Source organism: Sulfitobacter rhodophyticola (assembly GCF_041281685.2).
GTDB lineage: Bacteria > Pseudomonadota > Alphaproteobacteria > Rhodobacterales > Rhodobacteraceae > Sulfitobacter.
Genome location: NZ_CP166251.2, coordinates 1,092,232 through 1,114,179, shown reverse-complemented (window position 1 = coordinate 1,114,179; position 21,948 = coordinate 1,092,232). Strand labels below are relative to the sequence as shown.

Here is a 21,948-nt window from a genome sequence, read left to right as displayed (position 1 = left end):
TGTTAGTGTGGGAGTCTGCAAAAAAACAAATGCAGACAAATTACAGGTACCCATGACAAGCGCTGCCACGCTTCTGTCCGAAGTCTTCGGTTTCGATGCCTTCCGCCCCGGCCAGCAAGAGATTGTTGAGGCGGTGACGGCAGGTGAAAACGTGCTGGCCATCATGCCGACGGGCGGTGGCAAATCCCTCTGTTTCCAATTGCCTGCTTTGATGCGGGAGGGGGTCACGGTGGTGATCTCCCCGCTGATTGCCCTCATGCGTGACCAGGTGCGCGCCTTGCAGGAGGCAGGCGTAGGTGCGGGCGCGCTGACCTCCGGCAATACGCCCGAGGAAACCGACGCGGTGTGGCAGGGGTTGGAGGACGGCACGCTGCGCCTGCTTTATATGGCGCCGGAACGGTTGGCAGCAGGGTCGGTCACGGGGATGTTGCGCCGCGCAGGCGTCAGCCTGATCGCCGTTGACGAGGCGCATTGCGTCAGCCAATGGGGCCATGATTTCCGTCCCGACTATCTGCGCATCGGCGAATTGCGTCGCGCGCTTGACGTGCCGCTGGCGGCGTTTACCGCGACGGCGGACGCGGAAACGCAGGTGGAGATTGTTCAGAAGCTTTTCGACGGTCAGGCACCGCGCGCGTTCCTGCGCGGCTTTGACCGGCCCAATATTCATCTGGCCTTTGCAGCCAAGCACAAACCGCGCGATCAGATCCTGAGTTTTGCGGCAGCGCGCAGGGGGCAGTCCGGGATTGTTTATTGCGGGACGCGGGCCAAGACCGAAGGCCTGGCGCGGGCGCTGAACGATGCGGGGCAGAAGGCCATCCACTATCACGGCGGGATGGAGGCAGAGGATCGGCGCATCGCGGAACGCCGGTTTCAGCAGGAGGACGGTCTGATCGTTTGTGCAACGGTGGCCTTTGGCATGGGCGTGGACAAACCCGATATCAGGTGGGTGGCCCACGCGGATCTGCCCAAGTCGATTGAGGCCTATTATCAGGAGATTGGCCGCGCGGGGCGGGATGGCGCACCGGCGGAGACTTTGACGCTTTTTGGTCCCGATGACATCCGCTTGCGACGCAACCAGATTGACGAAGGGCTGGCCCCACCGGAACGGCGCGCGGCAGACCACGGGCGGCTGAATGCGCTGCTGGGGTTGGCGGAGGCGTTGGCGTGTCGGCGCAAGACCCTGCTGGGGTATTTTGACGAAAGCGATGTGACGTGTGGGCGGTGTGATCTGTGCGATAACCCGGCTGAGACGTTCGACGGCACCACAGCGGTGCGCAAGGCGCTGTCAGCGATCCTTCGGACGGACGAATGGTTCGGGGCAGGGCATCTGATCGATATCCTGCTGGGCAATGAGACGGACAAGGTACGCACGCGCGGCCACCAGTCGCTGCCGACTTATGGCGTGGGGACGGAGTATTCCAAAGCCGAATGGCAGGCGGTGTTCCGACAGATGATGGGGCATGATCTGATCCGACCGGATCCGGAACGACATGGGGCCTTGCGCATGACCGATGCCGCACGGCCCATCCTGCGGGATGAGCAGGGGATCACCTTGCGCAAGGACACGATCAAGGCTGCCGGGACGTCGCGCCGTCCTGCGGTCAAGCAGATGGTCAGCGAAGAGGACGCGCCGCTGTTGTCGGCGCTCAAGGCCAAGCGGAGGGCGTTGGCCGAAGCGGCCCGTGTGCCTGCCTATATCATCTTTACCGACCGCACCCTGATCGAAATGGCAGAGACGCGACCGACTGATTTGGACGGCATGGCGCGGATCGGTGGTGTCGGCGCGAAAAAGCTGGAGACCTATGGCACGGCCTTTCTGGAAGTGATCAACGGTGCTTCGGAAGAAATGCACCCCACCCGGCGAAAACTGGCCGGGCGGGACGCCGGTCAAGTCTATGATCAGCTGATGCAGGTGCAGGCAGGGCTGGCGCGCGGGGCGGTGGGGACGGACAAGCCGCTGAGTTGTTCGGCGGCACAATTGGCCAAGGTGGCGCAGATGCGCGAAGCGGATGAAACCGCACTTGAGCGGTTGCTGGGAGAGCGGCGAGCAGCACGTTTTGGAGAGGCGTTTCTGGACGTCCTGCGGGACGCGGGCTAGATCACCTTCAAAGAATGAGGAGACGCAAATGCTGGTGGTGATTTCCCCTGCCAAACGGCTGGACTGGGACACGTGGGATGTGGCGATGACGCAGCCTGATTTTCAGGAAGACGCGGTGCGGCTGGTCAAGACGGCGCGCAATCTGACCCTGGGCAAGCTGAAGGGGTTAATGGACCTTTCGGATGATCTGGCGCGGTTGAACCGCGACCGTTTCAATGCGTTCGAAGATACCCCTTCGCAGGAGGTTACCCGGCCCGCGGCGTTGGCATTCGCAGGTGACACCTATCAGGGATTGGAAGCATCCAGCCTTGACGCGGATGAGATGGCCTGGGCACAGAACCACCTGCGCATCCTGTCCGGCCTTTATGGTGTGCTGCGCCCGCTGGATGGGATCCAGCCTTACCGGCTGGAGATGGGCAGCAGACTAAAGACCCGTCGCGGCGGGTCGCTTTATGATTACTGGCGCGATGATCTGTCCCGCGCGCTGAATGCGCAGGCGGCCGAGATTGGCAGCGATGTTCTGATCAACTGCGCCAGTCAGGAATATTTCGGTGCGGTGGCCCCCAAGGCGCTGAAATTGCGAGTGATCACGCCGCAATTCATGGAAGACAAAGGGGATGGCAAGGGACCGAAGATCGTCAGTTTCTTTGCCAAGAAGGCGCGCGGCGCGATGGCACGGCATATCATCCAGAACCGGTTGACCGACGTTCACGCGTTGCAGGGGTTCGATACGGGTGGCTACGCTTATGATGCTGCGGCCTCAACGCCGGACAAGCCTGTTTTCGTGCGGCCTTATCCCGCAAGCTGATCCGCTTTTTCGGCAGTCTCCAGCGGGCGCATGTCTGCGGAATGGGCTGCATGGATCTGGGTCAGGATGTCGGGCTTGCGCAGGGGTTTGGTCAGGCAATGGTCCAGCCCGGCAGCAAGAATGGCGGCATCGTCACCTGCCATGGCATGCGCGGTAAGCGCGATGATAGGGACCTTGACGCCAGTTTCCGATTCCAAGGCGCGGATGGCTTGCGTGGCCTCCTTGCCATCCATGCGGGGCATGGAAATGTCCATGAACACCAGATCGGGTTTGATCTTTTGATACAGCTCCATTGCCTCTTCTCCGTTGGCGGCAAAGGTCAGATCGACATCAAGTGACTTGATCATCTTGCGGAACACAAGCTGGTTGGTGCGGTTGTCTTCTGCCGCGAGGATGCGCATGGGGCGCAAGGCGTCCGGTGGTGTTTGCGGTGTGTCACGTTCCGGCAAGGCGGCAAGCTGGGCCAGCAGATCGCGACGCGAGGGGGGTTTGGTCAGGATGGCCTGCACGCCTTCTCCCCGCCCTTCGGGCATCGTCCTGCCCGGCGTGTTGCTGAGCAGGATCAGTGGTACCGGGCATGGCCCCTCCGCAATGGTCTGCGCCAACGCGATGCCGTCATGCGTGGGGGGAGCGTGTTCAGCAAGGATGACGGCGACGCCAGAATTGCAACGTAGCAAAACCTCATCCGGGTCAGCGCACACCGTTACCTTTATCCCCAACCGCTCCATCTGTCGGCGGAGAATGTCCGCGCTCACCTCCATGGGGTCCATGATGATCACGTGCATGAGGTCTTTGCCCGGCTGCGGCAAGGGGTCCGCAGCCTGTGCCGCAGGCAGGGTGACGGCAAATTCGAATGTGGACCCGACCCCATCGGCTGATCTGACCTTGATTTCGCCCCCCATCATCCGGACCAGGCGCTGGCTGATGGCGAGGCCAAGACCCGTTCCGTCGAACTGCCGGTTGCGCTCGTTTTCGACCTGATTGAACTCATCGAAGATGTCCTGAAGTTTGTCTGGCGGGATGCCAATGCCGGTATCCTCAATGGCGATCTTGATGGTATCCTTGGTGCCTGCAAGAGTGTCGACCCGGACAATGATATGTCCCGTGGATGTGAATTTGAGCGCATTTCCGATCAGGTTCGTCATGATCTGACGCAATCGACCGGGATCCCCTTCGACGGCGGAGGGGATGTGCATGTCAAACTCCAACAGCAGGGCGAGCCCCTTCTCCCGCGCCGCCGGTTGCAGCAACATCAAAACCTCCAACACGGCCTGTTCGAGGTCGAAGGTCGACAGATGCAGGTCAAGCTTGCCTGCCTCGATCTTGGAGTAGTCCAGCACATCGTTGATGATGAGCAGCAACGCCTCGCCCGAGTTCTTGATGGTGTCGACATACAGCTTCTGTTCGTCCGTCAGATCCGTTTCGGCCAGGACCTCCGCCATCCCGACGACGCCGTTCATTGGTGTCCTGATTTCATGGCTGATGTTGGCGAGGAAGGCGGATTTGGCCCGGTTGGCGGTTTCCGCGATGGCCCGCGCTTCCTTCAGGTTTTCCTGATGGGTGACGGTGGCGCTGATATCGAGGCCGAGTGACACCATATCACCCCCCGGCCCTCGCTGATCGATCAGCTTGATGTGGGTGCCATTCCAAAGCTGGATGATCGTCGGTTCAGGGTCAGGTTGATACAGCCGATCCGTCATCATCTGGCGCCAGGCTTCGGGACAGATGTCGCCGGTGTTAACGATCCCTTCTTCGGTGAGGACCTGCAGGATCGTGACGTAATTGACACCGGGCCTGATTTCTTCCAGCCCATCGAAAACGGCAAGGTAGGCTTGGTTGGCCATGATCATTTCGTTGTCGGCGTTGAAAAAGGCAAAGCCATCCTTAATCGTTCCGATGGAATGCCACAGCCGCCGTTCGGTCAGGGCGATCTTCTGATTTGCAGCGCTCAGATCCGACCGGAAACGTTGATTTTCGTCGCGAATGGTTTCGACGACGGCGCGGGTTTTGACGATCTTTTCGGTCAGTTCGCGGGCATGCAGGCCAAGCTTGCGGTTGGCCGCGCGCAGTTCGGCCTGCTTCAGTTCAAGCATGCGTTCGGCCGCGAGCCTGCCGCGCCGTTCTTCGGTCAGTTTGTCCGCACGGTTCATTGCATTCCCGTCTGTGCGTCGTGCGGCCAGGCCCAAATTGCATCAACAGGGTGAACATCTGGTTTAACTTGCGAGGGGGGGCGGGGCCGTGCCACGCTTGAAGGGATCAAGTCAGGAGTGTTCTCATGCCGTTTCGTGCCTTCGTATTTCTGTGCCTTGCAGTCCTTGGGTCCGTAATAGGGCCGGGGCGCGGTTATGCACAGGAAAGCAATGCGGACCTGATACCCGATCACCGCTATCTTTTCGTGCGGGGCGTCGATTTTTTCGGGGCGGATTTGACGAACCTGTTCAACACAACTCAAGCGGCATGTGAGCGCGCCTGTTCCGCGCAGGAGGCCTGTACGGCCTTTACCTTCAACGCCCGGTCAAATGCCTGTTTCCCCAAGGCGGGGGTCGCCGATCAGCAGGTCTATGAAGGGGCCACATCAGCGCGCAAAGTGGCAACCGACGCGCAGGTGCTGGGGCAAGTGGCGGCGCGGCGTGACGAATTGGAGTTCCTTGGAGCGCAGGACATCCAGCAGGCAGGCGATCTGGTGCGGACCAACAGCCGCCTCTACAGCTTTGGTCAGGAGCAACTTGCCGATCTGACTGCCGCGTTGGATCGGGATGCACGCGTGAATGACACGGTGTCCGCATTGGGGTGGGCGGGCAAAGCGGTAGCGCTTTCTGATCAGGCCAGGCTGTGGGCGCGGTATGCGGAATTATCGCTTGCACATGCGGCGCAAATCAAGGGCAGCGATCGCCGCGGTGCCAACCGCCGCGCGCTGCGTGCCGCGACAAACGTCTATCTACGCGCGCTGGAGCCGCGGCAACAAGCGGCGGCGGCAGAAGTCTTGGCGCAGGCACTGGAAGCCAACCGCCGGGGTCGGGACATGATCGACGCCTTGCGGCTTGCCAATGCGCTGGCACCGCGTGCGGAACTGGAAGCCGCGCTTGATCGGGCAATCGGCAAATACGGCTTCCGCATCACGGATCAACGGGTGGAGAACAACGCCGCCCGGCCGCGCATCTGCGCGGTGTTTTCGGAAAAGCTGGTGCCAGCGGGTGTGGATTACGCCCCTTTCGTGCGAAGCCTGACGCCCGGTCTAGTGGTGCAAGCGGACGAAGGCGAGCTGTGCCTTGACGGGGTGGAACATGGCGCGCGGTACGAGGTAACCTTCCGTGCCGGTTTGCCTGCCGCCAGTGGCGAGGTGTTGCACAAGGATGTGAGGCTGGCCCTGTATGTCCGTGACCGCAGGCCAGCGGCGCGGTTTTCCGGACGTGCCTATTTGCTGCCGCGCAGCGCGGACGCCGCCTTGCCGGTGGAAACGGTAAATGTCGACACGCTCGATTTGACACTGCACCGGCTGAGTGACCGCAATCTTGTGCGCGCCTTGCGCGATAGTTTTGTCGGGCGTCCGCTGAGCAAGTACGAGGCGGACATTCTGGATCGCGATCTGGCGCAGGCCGTGTGGCAAGGCGTCGGAGAGGTGCAGAACACGCTCAACCGTGACATGACCACGCGGCTACCGCTGGGTGCGGCACTGACGGATCAGCCGCCCGGTATCTATGTGCTAAGTGCTGCGGTGCCAGGGCAGGACCCTTACGAATTTCCCGCAGCAACGCAGTGGTTCGTATTGACCGATCTGGGGCTTTCGACGTGGTCGGGCGTTGATGGGGTGCAGGTCGCGGTGCGGGGGCTGGGCGACACTGGCGCGCGACCGGACGTCACGTTGAGCCTGATTTCGCAGGCGAATGCGGTTCTGGGCGAGGCGGTCACGGATGCGGAAGGCTTTGCCACCTTTCCCGTGGGTCTGATGCGCGGCACCGGGGCTGCCAGCCCGGCGGTCCTCATGGCCGAAGGGGCGGGGGGTGACATCACCTTTCTGCCGCTGACGGGCCCTGCCTTTGATCTGTCCGATCGCGGGGTGGAGGGGCGTCCGCCCGCTCCGCCCATTGATACCTTCCTGACAACGGACAGGGGTGCCTATCGGGTAGGCGAGATCATCCACGCCACGGTCCTGACCCGTGACCGTCAGGCGCACGCCTTGCCGGGCTTGCCGATCACCGCGATCCTGCGGCGTCCGGACGGGGTGGAGTACAGCCGCCAGACCAGCCAGCAGGCGCGGGCGGGGGGCCATGTTTTCACCTTGCCGCTTGGTGGGGATGTGCCGCGTGGGGCATGGCGGGTCGATGTGATGGCGGATGTTGATGCCGCGCCGCTGGCCAGTCAGACCGTGCTGGTCGAAGACTTTCTGCCCGAGCGGATTGATTTCGACCTTTCGCTGCCAGAGACCGCACTGACGCCCAACGCCACGCCGCCCTTGCAGGTCAATGTGCGGTATCTGTTCGGCGCACCGGGTGCGGGATTGCGGGTGCAGGGTGACGTGCGTCTGCGTCCGGAGCGGCGTCTGGATGGCTGGCCGGGATATCTCTTTGGCCCCTACGATGCATCCCTGCGCCCCCTGATCCGGGGTCTGGACGAGGTTGAGACGGACGCGCAAGGCCGCGCTGTGTTGCCCCTGCGCCTGCCGCAATTTACGGAAAACCCCGGCATGCCTTTGCGCGTTGAAGCGGTTGTGGAGGTCGCCGAAGGCTCCGGCCGTCCGGTGGAGCGGCGTCTTGAGCGTGCGGTGCTGCCCGGTTTGCCGTTGATCGGGATCAGATCGCTGGCCGATGGTGTGCTGCCTGAAGGTGCTGAGGCGCGCTTCGATTTGATTGCGCTGGATGCACAGGGCAATCCTGGTGCGATGCCTGTGCGCTGGACCGTCAACAGGGTGCAGACGCAATATCAGTGGTATCAGCTCTATGGCAATTGGGAGTGGGAACCGGTGACCCGCCGTACACGCATTGCCACGGGTGAGGTGACCCTGGGGGGCACCCCGACCCCTGTATCGACCGGCACGGATTGGGGCACCTATGAAATGGTGGTCGAGCAGTTGAATGCGCCCTTTGTCACCACCTCGGTCCGGTTTCAGTCGGGGTGGTACGGCGCGGATGACGGCAAGGACACGCCAGACCGGTTACCCTTGTCACTGAATGGAGAAACCTATGATGTGGGCGATACGGTTGCTTTGCGGCTTGTGCCGGACAGCGATGGCATTGCCATGGTCACAGTCCTGTCTAACCGGGTGATTGAGCGGCGCGTGCTGCCTGTGACAGCAGGCGAGAATACCGTTGCCCTGCAGGTGACCGAGGACTGGGGCAGCGGGGCTTATGTGACCGCGTCGGTGCTGCGGGGGATGGACGTGGCCGCAGGCCAGATGCCTGCGCGCAGTCTTGGACTGGCTCATGCCGCCGTGCGGCCGGGCAACCGCGCGTTGGGCGTCTCGATTGCGACCCCGAAGGAGGTGGATGGCCAACCCGGTGTCGTGCGTGCGGTTGTCAGCGTTGCGGGCGTGAAGGCGGGTGACACGGCGCATCTGACGCTGGCGGCTGTTGATGTTGGCGTTCTGAACCTGACGGGATTTGAAGCGCCTGATGCAAAGGATCACTATTTCGGGCAACGCCGTCTGGGGGTGGAGTTGCGTGACGTCTATGGGCGGCTGATCGACGGGCTGAACGGGGCGCTGGGCACAGTGCGTTCGGGCGGGGATGCAGCGGCTGCGGCCCGTTCGCAAGCCGTGCCGCCGACCGAAAAGCTGATGGCTTGGTTTTCCGGCCCGGTAACGGTGGGACCGGATGGCACCGCTGTGGTCGAGATCGTCAAGCCTGCCTTCAACGGGACAATTCGCCTGATGGCGGTGGCGTGGTCCGAAACCGCCGTCGGAAATGCCGTGGCGGAAGTGGTGGCGCGTGATCCTGTTGTGGTCAGCGCCGCTTTGCCCCGGTTCATGGCGCCGGGGGACGAAAGCCGTTTGTTGCTGGAGTTGGTGCACGCGCAGGGCCCCACCGGGGAGATGACGCTTGATGTCACGCAGCATGGCGGGCTGGCGCTTTCTGACGTGCCTTCAAGCGTGGTGCTGACGGAAAAGGGCAGCGCGCAGATCAGCGTGCCGCTGCGCGCGTTTGAGACTGGGGATCACAGGATCGAGGTCACCGTGACACCGCCCGGTGCGGCGCCCTTGCGCAAGACCTTGATCTTGCCGGTGCGCGTCAATGACCCCGAAACCGCCGTGACGCGGCAGTTCTCCCTTGCGCCGGGCAAGACTTTTGCCTTTGACGCCGAGGTTCTTGCGGGGCTGAGGCCGGGGACCGGCAGCGCGACGCTGACCGCAGGTCCCCTGGCGCGGTTCTATGTGCCGGGATTGCTACGCCAGCTTAATCGCTATCCCTACGGCTGTACGGAGCAGGTCACCTCGGGCGCGATGCCGCTTCTGTACCTCAGTTCAGTTGCGCAGCAGGCAGGCATCGGCGGGCCGGGTGATATTGCGGAACGGGTGGATGATGCCATTGCACGGGTGCTGACGCGGCAAAGCAGCAATGGGGCGTTCGGCCTGTGGCGGGCATCGTCGGGGGAGTTTTGGCTGGATGCTTATGTGACGGATTTCCTGGCCCGTGCCAGACGCGAGGGGTTCGCGGTGCCGGATCAGGCGCTCACGCTCGCGCTGGATAATCTGCGCAACCGCATCAACTATGCCCCCGATTTCGACCGTGGCGGCGAAGATATCGCCTATGCTTTGCTGGTGCTGGCCCGCGAAGGAGCAGCGCAGATGGGTGATCTGCGCTATTATGCGGATACCAAGAGGGAGGCGTTCGGCAGGCCGATGGCAGCTGCGCAATTGGGGGCAGCGCTGGCGGCTTACGGGGACCCCATCCGCGCGGATGCGATGTTCCGGCGGGCGGGTGATTTGCTGAAGCGCGGTGCCGTGCAAACCGGATGGCGCAGTGATTTCGGCACCTCTTTGCGCGATACCGCAGCGGTGTTGAAGCTGAGCGCGGAGGCTGGCAGCGCCGCCTTGGAGCCTGCGGGCCTGATCGCGCAGGTGCGCCGCGACGGCTCAAGATTGTCAACACAGGAAGCCGCGCAAGTGGTGCTGGCCGCCCATGCCTTGTCGGATCCACGTGCCGTGCCAGTTCTGGCAGTCAATGGAGTCCCTGCGCCGGGGCCGGTTGTGCGCCGCCTGACAGGGCGCAGTGATGCGGCGGCTACGGTCGAGAATATCTCGGTCCTGCCGATGGATGTGACACTTACAGCCTACGGCGTGCCGGAGATCGCGCCGGAGGCGGGTGGATACGGTTATGCCATTACCCGGCGCAGCTTTTCCATGGACGGAGAAGAGATCAGCGGTCCCTATACGGCAGGCGAACGCCGTGTCGCCGTGATCGAGGTTACTCCGTTCGAGCAGGTTGGCGCGCGGCTGATCGTCGATGACCCGCTGCCTGCGGGCCTTGAGATCGACAATCCCAGCCTGCTGCGCAGTGGCGATATCGCGGGGCTTGATTGGCTCAAGACCGCGGCGCCTGAGCACGCCGAATTCCGGGCGGATCGATTCATTGCCGCCGTCAATCATCAAAGTGCCGCGCCGTTTCAACTGGCCTATATCGTCCGGGCAATCACTCCGGGGACTTATCGCCATCCGGCGGCGACCGTGGAGGATATGTACCGCGCGGAATACCACGCCAACACCGCGACCGGGCAGGTGGTCGTGCGCCCATGATCTGGCGATATGGCCTTTTTGCACTGGTTTTGCTGCTTGGCGTCGCGGCGGGAGTGCGCGACAGTGTCGACGGTTGGATCGCGCGCACAGAATTGCCATCCGTTCTGGCCGAAACCTCGGTCGAGGTGCGGGACCGTCATGGGGCCTTGCTGCGCGTGTTCCCGGTGGAGGATGGTCGGATGCGGATGGGGGTGCGCGTAGGCGACGTTGATCCGGATTTTCTGGCGATGCTGATCGCCTATGAGGACAAACGGTTCTACACGCACAAAGGGGTTGATCCGCTGGCCCTGGTGCGGGCCGGGATGCAAGCGCTTTGGCACGGGGAAGTTGTCTCCGGTGGGTCGACCCTGACGATGCAGGTCGCCCGGTTAATGGAGAATTCCGGCACCGGGCGATGGCGCGGCAAGTTGCGGCAGATGCGGATGGCGCTGGCAATGGAGCGGCGTCATTCGAAGGATGAAATTCTTGCGCTTTATCTGGTTCATGCGCCCTATGGGGGGGCGCTGGAAGGGGTTCGGGCGGCGTCGCTTGCGTGGTTCGGAAAGGAACCCCGCAGGCTGACACAGGCCGAGGCGGCACTGCTGGTGGCTCTGCCGCAAGCCCCTGAAGCGCGTAGACCGGATCGCAATTCGCGCGCTGCGGCCAAGGCGCGTGCGCGCGTGCTTGCACGAGTGGATGCGCCGGACGTGGTTCTGAACGCGCCAATGCCACAGGCCATGCGCCCCTTTCCACGGCTCGCCGCGCATCTGTCGGATCATCTGCGGGCTGAGACACCGGCCGCCCGCCGCTTTGACCTGACGCTTGATGCCAGTGTACAGCGTGCGATGCGGGCACTGGCGCGGCGCGCGGTGGCGGGACAAGCGGCAGGCGTGTGGGCGGCAATTGTCGTGGCAGAGCATGGCAGCGGTGCCGTGCGCGCATCGGTTGCGGCACCTTGGTATCAGGGGCGCAACGCGGGTTTCGTGGATATGACCCGAGCGACCCGGTCACCGGGATCGACCTTGAAACCGCTGATTTACGGGCTGGCCTTCGATCAGGGGTTGGCGCATCCCGATACGGTGATCTCTGACACACCGGTCGCTTTTGGTCGCTATGCCCCGCAGAACTTCGATGGCCAGTTTCGCGGGGACGTCACGGTGCGCGACGCACTGCAGATGTCGCTCAATATCCCGCCTGTGCGGCTGACCCATGCGCTGGGGCCCGCGCATTTGATGGAAGCGCTGCGCCGCAGTGGTGCGGAGGCGCAGGTGCCCGGTGGTGTGCCGGGATTGGCGGTGGCACTGGGCGGCGTAGGGCTGAGCCTGAACGATCTGGTGCAGATTTACGGCGGATTGGCACGCGGGGGGACGGCGCAACCCTTGCGCTGGATGCGAGAGGGCGCGTTGCCTGAATTGGCGTCGGCGATGTCTTCCGCAGCTGCCTGGCAGGTGGGTCATATTCTGGCGGGTATTGCGCCGCCTGCCGGTCAGGGCGCGCAGGTGGGGCGGATCGCCTACAAGACAGGCACGTCATACGGGCACCGGGACGCCTGGGCCATCGGTTTTGATGGGGCGCATGTGATCGGCGTCTGGCTGGGCCGTCCGGATGGCACGCCCGTGCCGGGGGCCTTTGGCGGTGATCTGGCGGCCCCGGTCTTGTTCGAGGCGTTTGGCAAGCTGGGCGTGCCGTTGACCCGGTTGCCCGCGCCACCGCCTGAAACGCTGATCCTGTCCAATGCTGCGTTGCCCTTGCCACTGCAAAGGTTTCGGACCAGGGATGCTGCATTTCGTGGACAGATTGATGCGCCCGTAGTGCGATTTCCGCCCGATGGGGCGGTGCTGAGACAAGGGCGGGACGGGGTTGTGATGAAGCTGCAATCGGGGCGGCTGCCCCTGACCGTATTGGTGGACGGCGCCCCTTATCTGACCGGTTTGCGCCGCCGCGAGGTCCTGCTCTCCGTCGCCCTTTCGGGGTTTACGCAAGTCAAGGTCATCGACGCATCGGGGCGTGCGGCAACCGTGGCCTTTCAGATCGATTGAGATGGCAAGATGCTGGGCGGAGGATCGCCCCGTGCGTTGTCGTCTGCTTGCCCCGGTCCCCATGGTTGCGGTATCAGATCGGAGATGAAAAACGCCCTTGCCCTGACCCTGTTGCTTGCTACCGCCAGCCCGCTGGCGGCGCATCCGCATATCTTTATCGATACCGGCGTGCGGCTGACATTTGATGACTCCGGTGTGCTGAAAACGGTTGAGATGACATGGGTTTACGACCCACTTTACTCTCTGTTGGTAACGGAGGATATGGGCCTTGATCCGGATTTCGACGGTGCGTTGACAGCGGCGGAGACCGACAGGCTGACAGGTTTTGACATGCAATGGGTCGAAGGGTTCAACGGAGATCTTGAGATCCGACAGGGTGCAGCGTTGCTGCGCCTTTCGGGGCCGCAGCAATATACCGCGCGTCTTGATGAAGGGCGGGTCGCCACCACTCATGTGCGACAGGTATTGGGTGCGTCTGCGGGCGAACCGCTCTCCGTTAAACCCTATGATCCGACTTACTATACGGCTTATGATGTGACTTTGCCTGTTGAGATTGCGGGGATCGACAACTGCCGCAAGCGCATCGAAATGCCAGACCTGACCTCTGGGCTGCAGGCGGTACGTGCCCAGCTTGAAGCGCTTGATCCGGAAATTGATCCGGCGGACGTCGGATTTGAGGATATTGGGGCACAATTGGCCACCACGGTGATTGTTTCATGCGCCGCATCCTGAGCTTAGGTGCCCTTGCGTTGCTTGTCGTGCTTGCGGGCTTTTGGCTGACTGGCGGGTTTGACCGTCTGGGGGTCTGGGCGGCACAACAGCAGCGCGGGTTTCAGGACAGTATCGCGCTATCGCTGCGCAGCGTGCGCGCGGGCGAGGCCGGTGCGATCATCGCGCTGTTGGGGGCATGTTTTGCCTACGGGCTTGCCCATGCGGCAGGACCGGGGCATGGCAAGGTTCTGATCGGCGGGTATGGTATGGCCCGGTCCGTGCCCATGACGCGGCTGTCGCTGATTGCGCTGGCGGCATCGTTGGGACAGGCGGTGACGGCCGTTGTGCTGGTTTATGCGGGGGTGTTCATCCTCAATCTGGGGCGCGAGGCGCTGGTGGGTGTGACAGAAAACGTGATGGCACCGGCAAGCTATGGGGCGATCACGGTTATCGGGTTTTGGTTGATGTGGCGCGGGTTTCGGCGGATGCGGGCACCTGTGGTCGATCACGTCCATGAAGGCGACGGGGCGACGTGTTCCAGTTGCGGGCATGCGCACGGACCGACGCTGGACCAGGTGAGTGAGACACGCAGCCTGCGCGACGCGCTGTTGTTGATCGGCGGCATTGCGGTGCGGCCCTGTACCGGGGCGCTTTTCGTGTTGATCCTGACCTGGCAAATGGGCATCGGACTGATCGGCATTGCGGGAGCTTTTGCCATGGCCATTGGGACGGCGCTGGTTACGATTGCCGTCGGGTTGGCGGCGGGTGGCCTGCGCGGTGGCATGCTGGCCGGCATCAGCGGCTCCCCCCGGTTTGTGCAGGTGGCTGCCGCGGTGGAGGTGTTGGCGGGTTGTGTGGTGGCCTTGCTGGCAGGCGGTCTGTTGCTGCGCGCGCTTTAGCGGCGTCCTTCACGCAGCCACGCGGCGGTTATGAAAAGCGCAGAAAGCACCAGCACCAGCCACGGTGGCAGGATCGCCGTTTGGCGCACGTCCAGCGTTTCATATGCGTTACGCGGTGTCAGACCGATCCAGCCGCGTCCGGCCGCAGGTCTGCCCGCACGCACGTCGCGCAGTCGCGGCAGCCCGTCTTCAAGCCGGATCACCCCGCCGCGCAGAGCGTCGACATGAGGGGTCAGCGCATCGGCGCTGGCGATGGTTTCAACGAATTCGCGAGGGGCGGCTGGACCAAGTCCGATCACCGCCTCCTGATCGCCGTTTGAAAGGCGATAGAGGCCGATCTCTGGCCCTTCGAAAACCGTTTCGAACTGACCAGGCCCTTTTTGTTCAAAGGGAAGTTCAACGGTACTGCCATCCGGGGCGGTGATGGTCACAGGCGGCACTGTCTCTCCTAGTGTCCGGCGCGAGATGCGCATGGTCTGGCCTTCGGCGGTGGCGGTCAGCGCCTCTTCCTCAAGCTCAGGTTCCTTCATCATCCAATGGGCGAGACGGCGCAGCAGTTCAAGTTGCGGCCCGCCCCCTTCATACCCCCTGCTCCACAGCCAGGCGTGGTCGGAGGCGATCAAGGCGACGCGCCCCTCACCGACACGGTTCAGCACCAGAAGCGGACGGTCATCAATGCCGTGCATCACCACGTTGCCCTGCGGATCACCAACATCGATCTGGCGTAGCCAGCGGCCCCAGTCGCCCGCCGTCGGCAGATCGGTCGTAACAGGGTGGCGTTGGCCCAGGTCGGTGACGCGGGGCAGGAAGGGTTCCTCCATCACGCGGGCCGTCGGCGTGGCGGGTAAGACCTGCCCGAGGGGGGAGCGGAAAATACTGTCGGCAGAGGCAAAATCGGGACCGGCAGCCACCAGCACGGCACCGCCTTCGCGCACATAGCTAGCTACATTATCAAGGTAGAGGGCAGGCAGGATGCCGCGGCGCTTGTAGCGGTCGAAGATGATCAGATCGAAGTCCTGTATCTTCTCCATGAACAATTCGCGGGTCGGAAACGCAATCAGCGACAGTTCGTCAACCGGCACGCCGTCCTGCTTTTCCGGCGGGCGCAGGATGGTGAAATGCACCAGGTCCACGGAGCTGTCTGATTTCAGCAGGTTGCGCCATGTGCGCCCGCCGGGATGCGGTTCGCCGCTGACGAGCAGCACGCTGAGTCGGTCGCGGACGCCGTTCATCTGGATCAGCGCGGTATTGTTGCGGTCCGTCAGTTCGCCTTCGGCTTCGGGCAGGGAAAACCGGATCACATTCCGTCCGCCATGCGGCAGGGTAATCGGCAGTTCGAGGTCTTCGCCGATGGGCACGCGGAAAGTCTGCGGGGTGTCACCGTCGACAGAAATATCAAGTTCAACCAGTTGTTCACTGGTAGGTGCCGCGCCCAGATCATCAATCCGCAGGGTCAGCGTTACCGGTTCCCCAATGATGGCGAAGGCAGGGGCGTTGCGCACGGTCAGGCGACGGTCCCAATCGCTTTCAAGGCCGCTCATCAACAAATGCAGTGGGGCAGGCAGGTCAATGGGCAGATCGGCATCATGCACACGCCCGTCACTGAGCGCGATGATGCCTGCGACCCTGCCGCGCGGTTCTTCGGCAAGCGCATCGGTCAAGGCGCGCATCAGTTCGGTGCCCGCATCGCCCGGACCATCCGGCACGGTGACACGCCGCAGTTCGGTGTTCGGGCGCGCGGTGATTTGTGCGGCCAGCGCGGTCGCGGCGTCAGCGCTTTGATCGGTGCGGTCACCCAGACGCTGGCTGGCGCTTTGATCCTCCACCATCAGCACGATATCGCTGAGCGGTGCGCGGTCTTCCTGCTGATAGGACGGTCCGGCAAGGGCGCCCAACACGACCAATGCCGCCAATCCGCGCAGCGCCCATCCGTTCAGGCCGCGTGCGACCGCGATGATGATGCCCATAAGGGCAATGGCACCGACAATCGCCAGGAATACCAGCGGCACAAGCGGGTCAAGGATAAGGGTTCCGGTCATTGGCCCAGCCGATCCAGCAGGGCAGGTACATGGACTTGATCCGATTTGTAGTTGCCCGTCAGCACATGCATCACCAGATTGACGCCGAACCGGTTTGCAAGTTCGCGCTGGCGTTCGCCGGAGAAACCGCGCCCCACGGGCAGAAGTGGCGCGCCGTTTTCCCGCACGGCCCAGGCGGAGGCCCAGTCATTGCCGCCGATCACCACCGGTGTGACCCCGTCATTAAGGTTTCTGAACGGCATGCCGGGGGTTTGTTCGGCGTTGGGCGGCGCGGCTTCCACCCAGACATCGCGGCTGGTGTGACGGCCGGGGAAGTCCTGCAACAGGTAGAACGTGCGGGTCAGAACATGGTCGCTTGGCAGTGGCTCCAGCGGGGGAATGTCCAGCGGGGCAGCAAGGTCCTGCAGTTTGCGGCCATTGGGGCTGGCGGCACCGTAGCCTGCGATATCCGCATCGCGGGTGTCGAACAGGATCAACCCGCCCGACCGGAGATAATCGTTCAGCTTCACGTAAGCTTCCGATGACGGGCGGGGCTGATCGGGCGTGATGGGCCAGTAAAGGATCGGGAAGAAGGCCAGTTCGTCCATTTCAAGGTTCACGGCGGTGGGTTGGGCGGGTTCGACGGATGTGCGGAAGAACAGTGTATCCGACAGGCCACGCATGCCCGCCTCCGAAATTTCGTCAAGGTCGCGGTTCCCGGTGATCACATAGGCAAGGGAGACCTCGCCCGTGGCTGCCAGCGCGAACTCCTCAAGCTCTGCATCGGTTTGCGCCTGCGCCTGAGGGGCGGGCAGCGTCAGCAGGGCGATGGCCAGACCGGCGGCCGTGGTGGTCCTTGAATTGCTGTTGAAGAGGCGGCCCGATAGGGCCAATGAAGCCAGTACGTCCACCGCAAGGAGGATCAGTGCAACGCTCAGTAACCACCCGGCGAGGGGCTGCTCTGGCGCGACGCTCAGGCCACGCACCGGCACGGTGGCAGGCCAGGTCGCGGGGCTGAGCATATCGTCTGCGGCGAAGACGTTGCGTGCCAGACGCTGATCCGCATTGCCATAGATGCCGGGCGGCACTTCGGGGCCGAGGGCCGCATCAATCAGGTCGGCGCCGTCCACACCGGGCAGTGTGCCCGCGTCTGACAGCGTGCCATATCCGTCCATCACCCGCAGCGGGGTCCAGATGGTGCCTGCAAGGTCTTCGGCGTCGGGCGCGCTGGCGGCGGAGGAGACGACAAGCCGTTCCATCATCTGCACAAAGAGCCCCGACAGCGGAAGGGACGACCATTCCGCTGATGCGGTGACGTGGAACAGTACGATCTGACCCTGACCCACGGACTTGCGGGTCACCAGCGGCGTGCCATCGCTGAGCGAAGCGATGACGCGTTCGGCAAGCGTCGGGTCAGGCTGCGCAACGACCTGTGCGGTGACGGAGACGTCATCGGGCACGGGAAGACCGAAGAACGGCGAGGTGTCACGGAACGGGGCAAGCGATTTCGGCTCTCCCCAACTCATTGCGCCGCCTACCGTGCGTCCGCCCGCACGCAGGCGGACAGGCATCAGCGGATCCTCGTCGATACGGCTGATATCGCTTGCCGCGATGCGGGGTCCGGCAAAGCGCACCAGCATGCCGCCCCGATCAATCCAGTCCAGCAAAGGTGCGGTTTCAGCATCAGAAAGGGTGGCGATATCCGCCAGTACGATCACATCCGGGTTGGCGGGCAAAACGTCGGTGATCGATCCGTCGATCAGGTCCGCAGTTGGGGCAAGTGCCTGTTCGATGTAGTGCAGGGGTGACAGAAGTTGCAGTCCTTCGCGGTCGCCGCGCCCGCCGATTAGCGCCACTTCGCGGCGTTGCAACCCGTCATCCACCAGCGTAATCGCCCCGGCGGACCGCTGCCCGGCGATGGAAAAACCGGTGATCCGCGCGCGCAATTCGGCGGGCAGGGCCAATCCGGTGCTGACCTGCGTGTCTCCGGGCGTGAAGTCTGCCGTCGCGGTGGCCAGATTGCGCGCGTTGCCCGCAGGATCGCGTCCTTCTGCAAGAATGGAGACGGAACGGGCGGTTCCCGACACTGCGCGGCTTACCGATAGGGTCACGACATTGTCTTCATAGGTGGCAGGGGCGATGGCCAGCACGTTGGTGGCCGTCTGATAGACCTCAACCGTACCCTTTGCCTGCAACGCAGACAGCACATCGTCGCGACCCTGAAAGTCCAGTGCATCGCTGAACCACAGCGTGTCGAATGCATCGAGTTGGGCAGTGATCTGTGTCACGCGGGCGGCATGATCCGGCGAGGGTTGCCATGGCGCTGGCGCAATCCCGGCCAACCTGCTGCGCCAGACGTCGGCGCTTTGGAACACAGGCGGCTCTGGCCGTGTCAGCGTCAGGAAGCCCACGGTCCGGCCCGCGCGCCCCGCGCGTGTCAGTTGCGCATCGATGGCTTCGGTCTGCGCGGGCCAGCGCGTGGCCCCGGCCCAGCTGCCATCCAGCACGATCAGAAGCGGGCCATCCCCTTCGGCGCGTTGTTCTTCGGGGTTGAGGATGGGACCGGCGAGGCCAAGAATGATGGCCGCCACCGCAATGATCCTGAGCAACAGCAGCCACCACGGGGTCCGGTCCGACACGCTTTCATCATCTTTCAGGCCCAGCAGCAGCGCCACACCCGGAAAGCGGCGGCGCAGCGGGGCGGGCGGCACGGCGCGCAGGATCAGCCACAGGATCGGCAGCGCTGCAAGCGCCACCAGTAGCCAGGGCGCGGTGAAACCGATGCCACCTAAAACGGTCATGCTGCCGCCCCAACCCGTGCCGAAAGGGCACCGTAGAGCCACAACAGGGCAGACTGCGGCGACGCATCCGTGTGATGCAGGCCATATTGCCAGCCGGTCAGGGTACAAAGCGATTGCAGTTCGTTTTTGCGGTCGGCCAGGCGCTCCAGATAGCGCCCCTTGAGGTCATTCGCCTTGAGCGTCTCATGGCGCAGTGTCCCGCCCATACTTTCAAAGATCGTACGTCCGGTAAACGGGAAGGCTTCTTCTGATGGGTCCAGTACGTGCAGCAGCACACCGCGCACGCCCCGGTCGGCCGCTTTGGTCAGCGCCAGTTCCACTTCTGCGAGATCGCCCATGAAATCGGAGATGAAAACGGCGCGGGCATGCGGAATCATCGCGCGGTGTTCCGGCGGGCTGTAATCTGCGGTGTCGTCCTCGCTCAGCATCTCGGCCAGACGCAGGATTTGGGCGTTGCCGCGCCGGGGTGGCAGTGCCGTGCCGGTCAGTCCGACACGTTCACCGCCCCGCACCAGCAGAATTGCGACCGCCATCGCCAGCAGCCGCACCCGGTCGGATTTTTGTGGCAGGTTGGAGTCGGAGGTGAAGCGCATGGATGCACCCTGATCGACCCAGAGCATGACGGATTGGGCGATCTGCCATTCGCGTTCGCGCACGAATTCCTGATCCCCCATGGCCGAACGCCGATGGTCGATCATTCGGCGGCTGTCGCCAATCTGCGCAGGGCGGTACTGCCAGAAGTCATCGCCCAACCCCGCGCGCCTACGTCCGTGTGCGCCCAGAAGGACGGCACCGGCAAGGTGTTCAGCCCGCGCCAGAAGGGCGGGAAAGCGGTCTGCCTGTTCTTCGGCAGCACCACGCAGGGAGGTCGGAGACATCATGCAGCGGCCCGCGATGCGCTCAGGCTGGCAGCTGTTTCGTCAATGAGCGATTGCAGGCTGTCGCCACGCGCACGAGCGGCAAAGTTCAGTGCCATCCGGTGGCTGAGAACCGGGCGCGCCATGTCCAGCACATCTTCGGCGGATGGGGCGAGGCGGCCTTGCAGCAATGCGCGGGCGCGCACGGCCAGCATCAGTGCCTGCGCGGCGCGCGGGCCGGGGCCCCATGCGACCGTTTCGCGGACTTTCTGGCTCGCGCCCTCTTCCTCGGGGCGGAAGGCGCGGACCAGATCAAGGATCATTTCAACGACTGAATCGCCGACGGGCATCCGGCGCAGGAGGCGCTGCGCGGCCAAAAGTTCATCCGTGGTGAAGACTTCGGTCGATTCCGCTTCCGTCTCACCCGTCGTGGCCAAAAGGATATCGCGTTCCGTGTCGCGGTCGGGGTAATCGACGTCGATCTGGACGAGAAAGCGGTCAAGCTGCGCTTCGGGCAGGGGGTAGGTCCCTTCCTGTTCAATCGGGTTCTGGGTCGCAAGCACATGGAAAGGGCGGCCCAGTTCACGGGCCTTGCCGGCCACGGTCACCGTCTTTTCCTGCATCGCCTGCAACAGGGCCGACTGGGTGCGGGGGCTGGCGCGGTTGATTTCATCTGCCATCAGAAGCTGGCAGAACACCGGCCCTTCGATGAAGCGGAAAGACCGGGAACCATCTTCTGACGTATCAAGCACTTCGGAGCCGAGAATATCGGCGGGCATCAGGTCGGGTGTAAACTGCACCCGGTTGCCATGCAGGCCCATCACGGTACTCAGGGTTTCGACCAGACGGGTCTTGCCAAGGCCCGGCAGGCCAATCAGCAATCCGTGGCCACCACACAGCAGCGCCGTCAGGGTCAGTTCCACCACGCGCTCCTGTCCGATAAAGCGGTTGGTGATGGATTGCCGGGCTTGCGCCAGCTTTCCGCCCAGCGCCTCGATCTCGGCGACCATGTCTTCTGCTTGGGTCATGACAGTTGCTTCCCTTGGACTATCTTGGTTGACTGTAAATGTATCTCTCTCTGAGGAAATGGCAAAAGCAATGAGTGGACAAAAAACCGTTACCCCCAGCGCATCCAGCCTTGCAGCCTCTGCAAAGGCTGCAAAAGGGCGCGGATTACCGCCGCTTGAAAAGTGGAATCCGCCCTTCTGCGGAGATCTGGATATGCAGATCAAGCGTGACGGGACCTGGTTCTACGAAGGCACGCCGATAGGGCGGCATGAACTGGTGAAGCTGTTTTCAACGATATTGTGGCGTGAAGGGGACAAGTATTTCCTTGTCACCCCCGTGGAAAAAGTAGGCATTACCGTCGAAGATGCCCCCTTTGTCGCGGTGGATTTTGACGTGGTCGGAAGCGGTCAGGACCAGCAACTGCGGTTTGTCACCAATCTTGATGACAAGGCGCTGGCCAGCCCGGACCACCCGATCCGGGTGGTGCGCGACCCTGACACCGGAGAACCGTCGCCTTACGTCCTGATCCGCCGCAATCTGGAGGCATTGATCGACCGCAAGTCGTTTTACCGCCTGGTGGATCTGGGAACGCACCATGAGGGTTGGTTCGGTGTGTGGTCAGGCGGGCAGTTTTTCCGGATCATACCTTCCGTTGAACTGCCTGAAGGGGAGTAGGGTCTTGTCGGTCTTGCAAGGGCAGTGCGCAAAGAATTGTGCAATGCAGCCGCGCAGCGCGCGGTATTTCGTTGCGATCTGACGGGAAAAGCTGTCCGTGATACCCTCCCGTTTTGCCCCTGTTCTGTTTGGCTTCATCCTGTCGGGGATGATGTCCCTGGTCGTTTCAGGAATTGCCACGGGCCGTGCCATGGGGGTGAACCAGGACTTCGTTGCGCTTTGGATCAGCGCCTGGCTGCCCAGTTGGGCCGTGGCCTTTCCACTTGTGTTGATTCTGGCGCCGGTGACTCGTTGGATCGTGTCGAAGCTGGTGCTGCAGGAATGAA

Annotated in this window: 13 protein-coding genes; 8 read left to right on the top strand and 5 right to left on the bottom strand. The window is 63.1% G+C overall.

Annotated features, from left to right (window positions below; all coding sequences use genetic code 11):
* Positions 1-52: 52 nt before the first annotated feature.
* Entirely contained in the window at positions 53-2,098 is a 2,046-nt protein-coding gene (recQ, locus tag AB4X18_RS06480) for a DNA helicase RecQ (RefSeq protein ID WP_370399313.1), read from the top strand.
* A gap of 28 nt (positions 2,099-2,126) precedes the next feature.
* On the top strand, positions 2,127-2,906 hold the full coding sequence (gene yaaA / locus AB4X18_RS06475) for a peroxide stress protein YaaA (RefSeq protein WP_370399312.1): 780 nt from the start codon (positions 2,127-2,129) through the stop codon (positions 2,904-2,906).
* Here yaaA and AB4X18_RS06470 read toward each other — a convergent pair.
* Entirely contained in the window at positions 2,891-5,056 is a 2,166-nt protein-coding gene (locus AB4X18_RS06470) for a response regulator (RefSeq protein WP_370399311.1), read from the bottom strand. The genes yaaA and AB4X18_RS06470 overlap by 16 nt on opposite strands.
* Positions 5,057-5,181: 125 nt before the next feature.
* Here AB4X18_RS06470 and AB4X18_RS06465 point away from each other — a divergent pair, with 125 nt between their 5' ends.
* From AB4X18_RS06465 to AB4X18_RS06450, 4 genes are all read left to right on the top strand, one after another.
* Complete coding sequence (locus tag AB4X18_RS06465; protein ID WP_370399310.1) at positions 5,182-10,635, top strand: alpha-2-macroglobulin family protein; 5,454 nt, start codon at positions 5,182-5,184, stop codon at positions 10,633-10,635.
* Entirely contained in the window at positions 10,632-12,653 is a 2,022-nt protein-coding gene (gene pbpC / locus AB4X18_RS06460) for a penicillin-binding protein 1C (RefSeq protein ID WP_370399309.1), read from the top strand. Before AB4X18_RS06465 ends, pbpC begins: the two co-directional genes overlap by 4 nt.
* Positions 12,654-12,737: 84 nt before the next feature.
* Positions 12,738-13,385: a DUF1007 family protein gene (locus AB4X18_RS06455; RefSeq protein WP_370399308.1), complete on the top strand. Its 648-nt coding sequence runs from the start codon at positions 12,738-12,740 to the stop codon at positions 13,383-13,385.
* Positions 13,370-14,263 (top strand): nickel/cobalt transporter, encoded by an 894-nt coding sequence (locus tag AB4X18_RS06450; protein ID WP_370399307.1) that lies wholly within the window; start codon positions 13,370-13,372, stop codon positions 14,261-14,263. Before AB4X18_RS06455 ends, AB4X18_RS06450 begins: the two co-directional genes overlap by 16 nt.
* Here AB4X18_RS06450 and AB4X18_RS06445 read toward each other — a convergent pair.
* From AB4X18_RS06445 to AB4X18_RS06430, 4 genes are read right to left on the bottom strand one after another with little or no spacing between them, the layout of a single operon-like run.
* Complete coding sequence (locus AB4X18_RS06445) at positions 14,260-16,302, bottom strand: hypothetical protein (RefSeq protein ID WP_432817206.1); 2,043 nt, start codon at positions 16,300-16,302, stop codon at positions 14,260-14,262. The genes AB4X18_RS06450 and AB4X18_RS06445 overlap by 4 nt on opposite strands.
* Positions 16,299-19,082: a DUF4159 domain-containing protein gene (locus AB4X18_RS06440; RefSeq protein ID WP_370399306.1), complete on the bottom strand. Its 2,784-nt coding sequence runs from the start codon at positions 19,080-19,082 to the stop codon at positions 16,299-16,301. Before AB4X18_RS06440 ends, AB4X18_RS06445 begins: the two co-directional genes overlap by 4 nt.
* Positions 19,079-19,963, bottom strand: coding sequence for a DUF58 domain-containing protein (locus AB4X18_RS06435; protein ID WP_370399305.1), 885 nt, complete (start codon positions 19,961-19,963; stop codon positions 19,079-19,081). Before AB4X18_RS06435 ends, AB4X18_RS06440 begins: the two co-directional genes overlap by 4 nt.
* On the bottom strand, positions 19,960-20,967 hold the full coding sequence (locus tag AB4X18_RS06430; protein WP_432817205.1) for an AAA family ATPase: 1,008 nt from the start codon (positions 20,965-20,967) through the stop codon (positions 19,960-19,962). Before AB4X18_RS06430 ends, AB4X18_RS06435 begins: the two co-directional genes overlap by 4 nt.
* A 70-nt stretch (positions 20,968-21,037) precedes the next feature.
* Here AB4X18_RS06430 and AB4X18_RS06425 point away from each other — a divergent pair, with 70 nt between their 5' ends.
* Both AB4X18_RS06425 and AB4X18_RS06420 read left to right on the top strand, forming a co-directional pair.
* Positions 21,038-21,622 carry a DUF1285 domain-containing protein gene (locus AB4X18_RS06425; RefSeq protein ID WP_370399304.1) on the top strand — a complete coding sequence of 195 codons (585 nt, stop codon included), beginning with the start codon at positions 21,038-21,040 and terminating at the stop codon, positions 21,620-21,622.
* 97 nt (positions 21,623-21,719) lie between these two features.
* Positions 21,720-21,947 carry a DUF2798 domain-containing protein gene (locus AB4X18_RS06420; RefSeq protein WP_432817204.1) on the top strand — a complete coding sequence of 76 codons (228 nt, stop codon included), beginning with the start codon at positions 21,720-21,722 and terminating at the stop codon, positions 21,945-21,947.
* Position 21,948 lies beyond the last annotated feature (1 nt).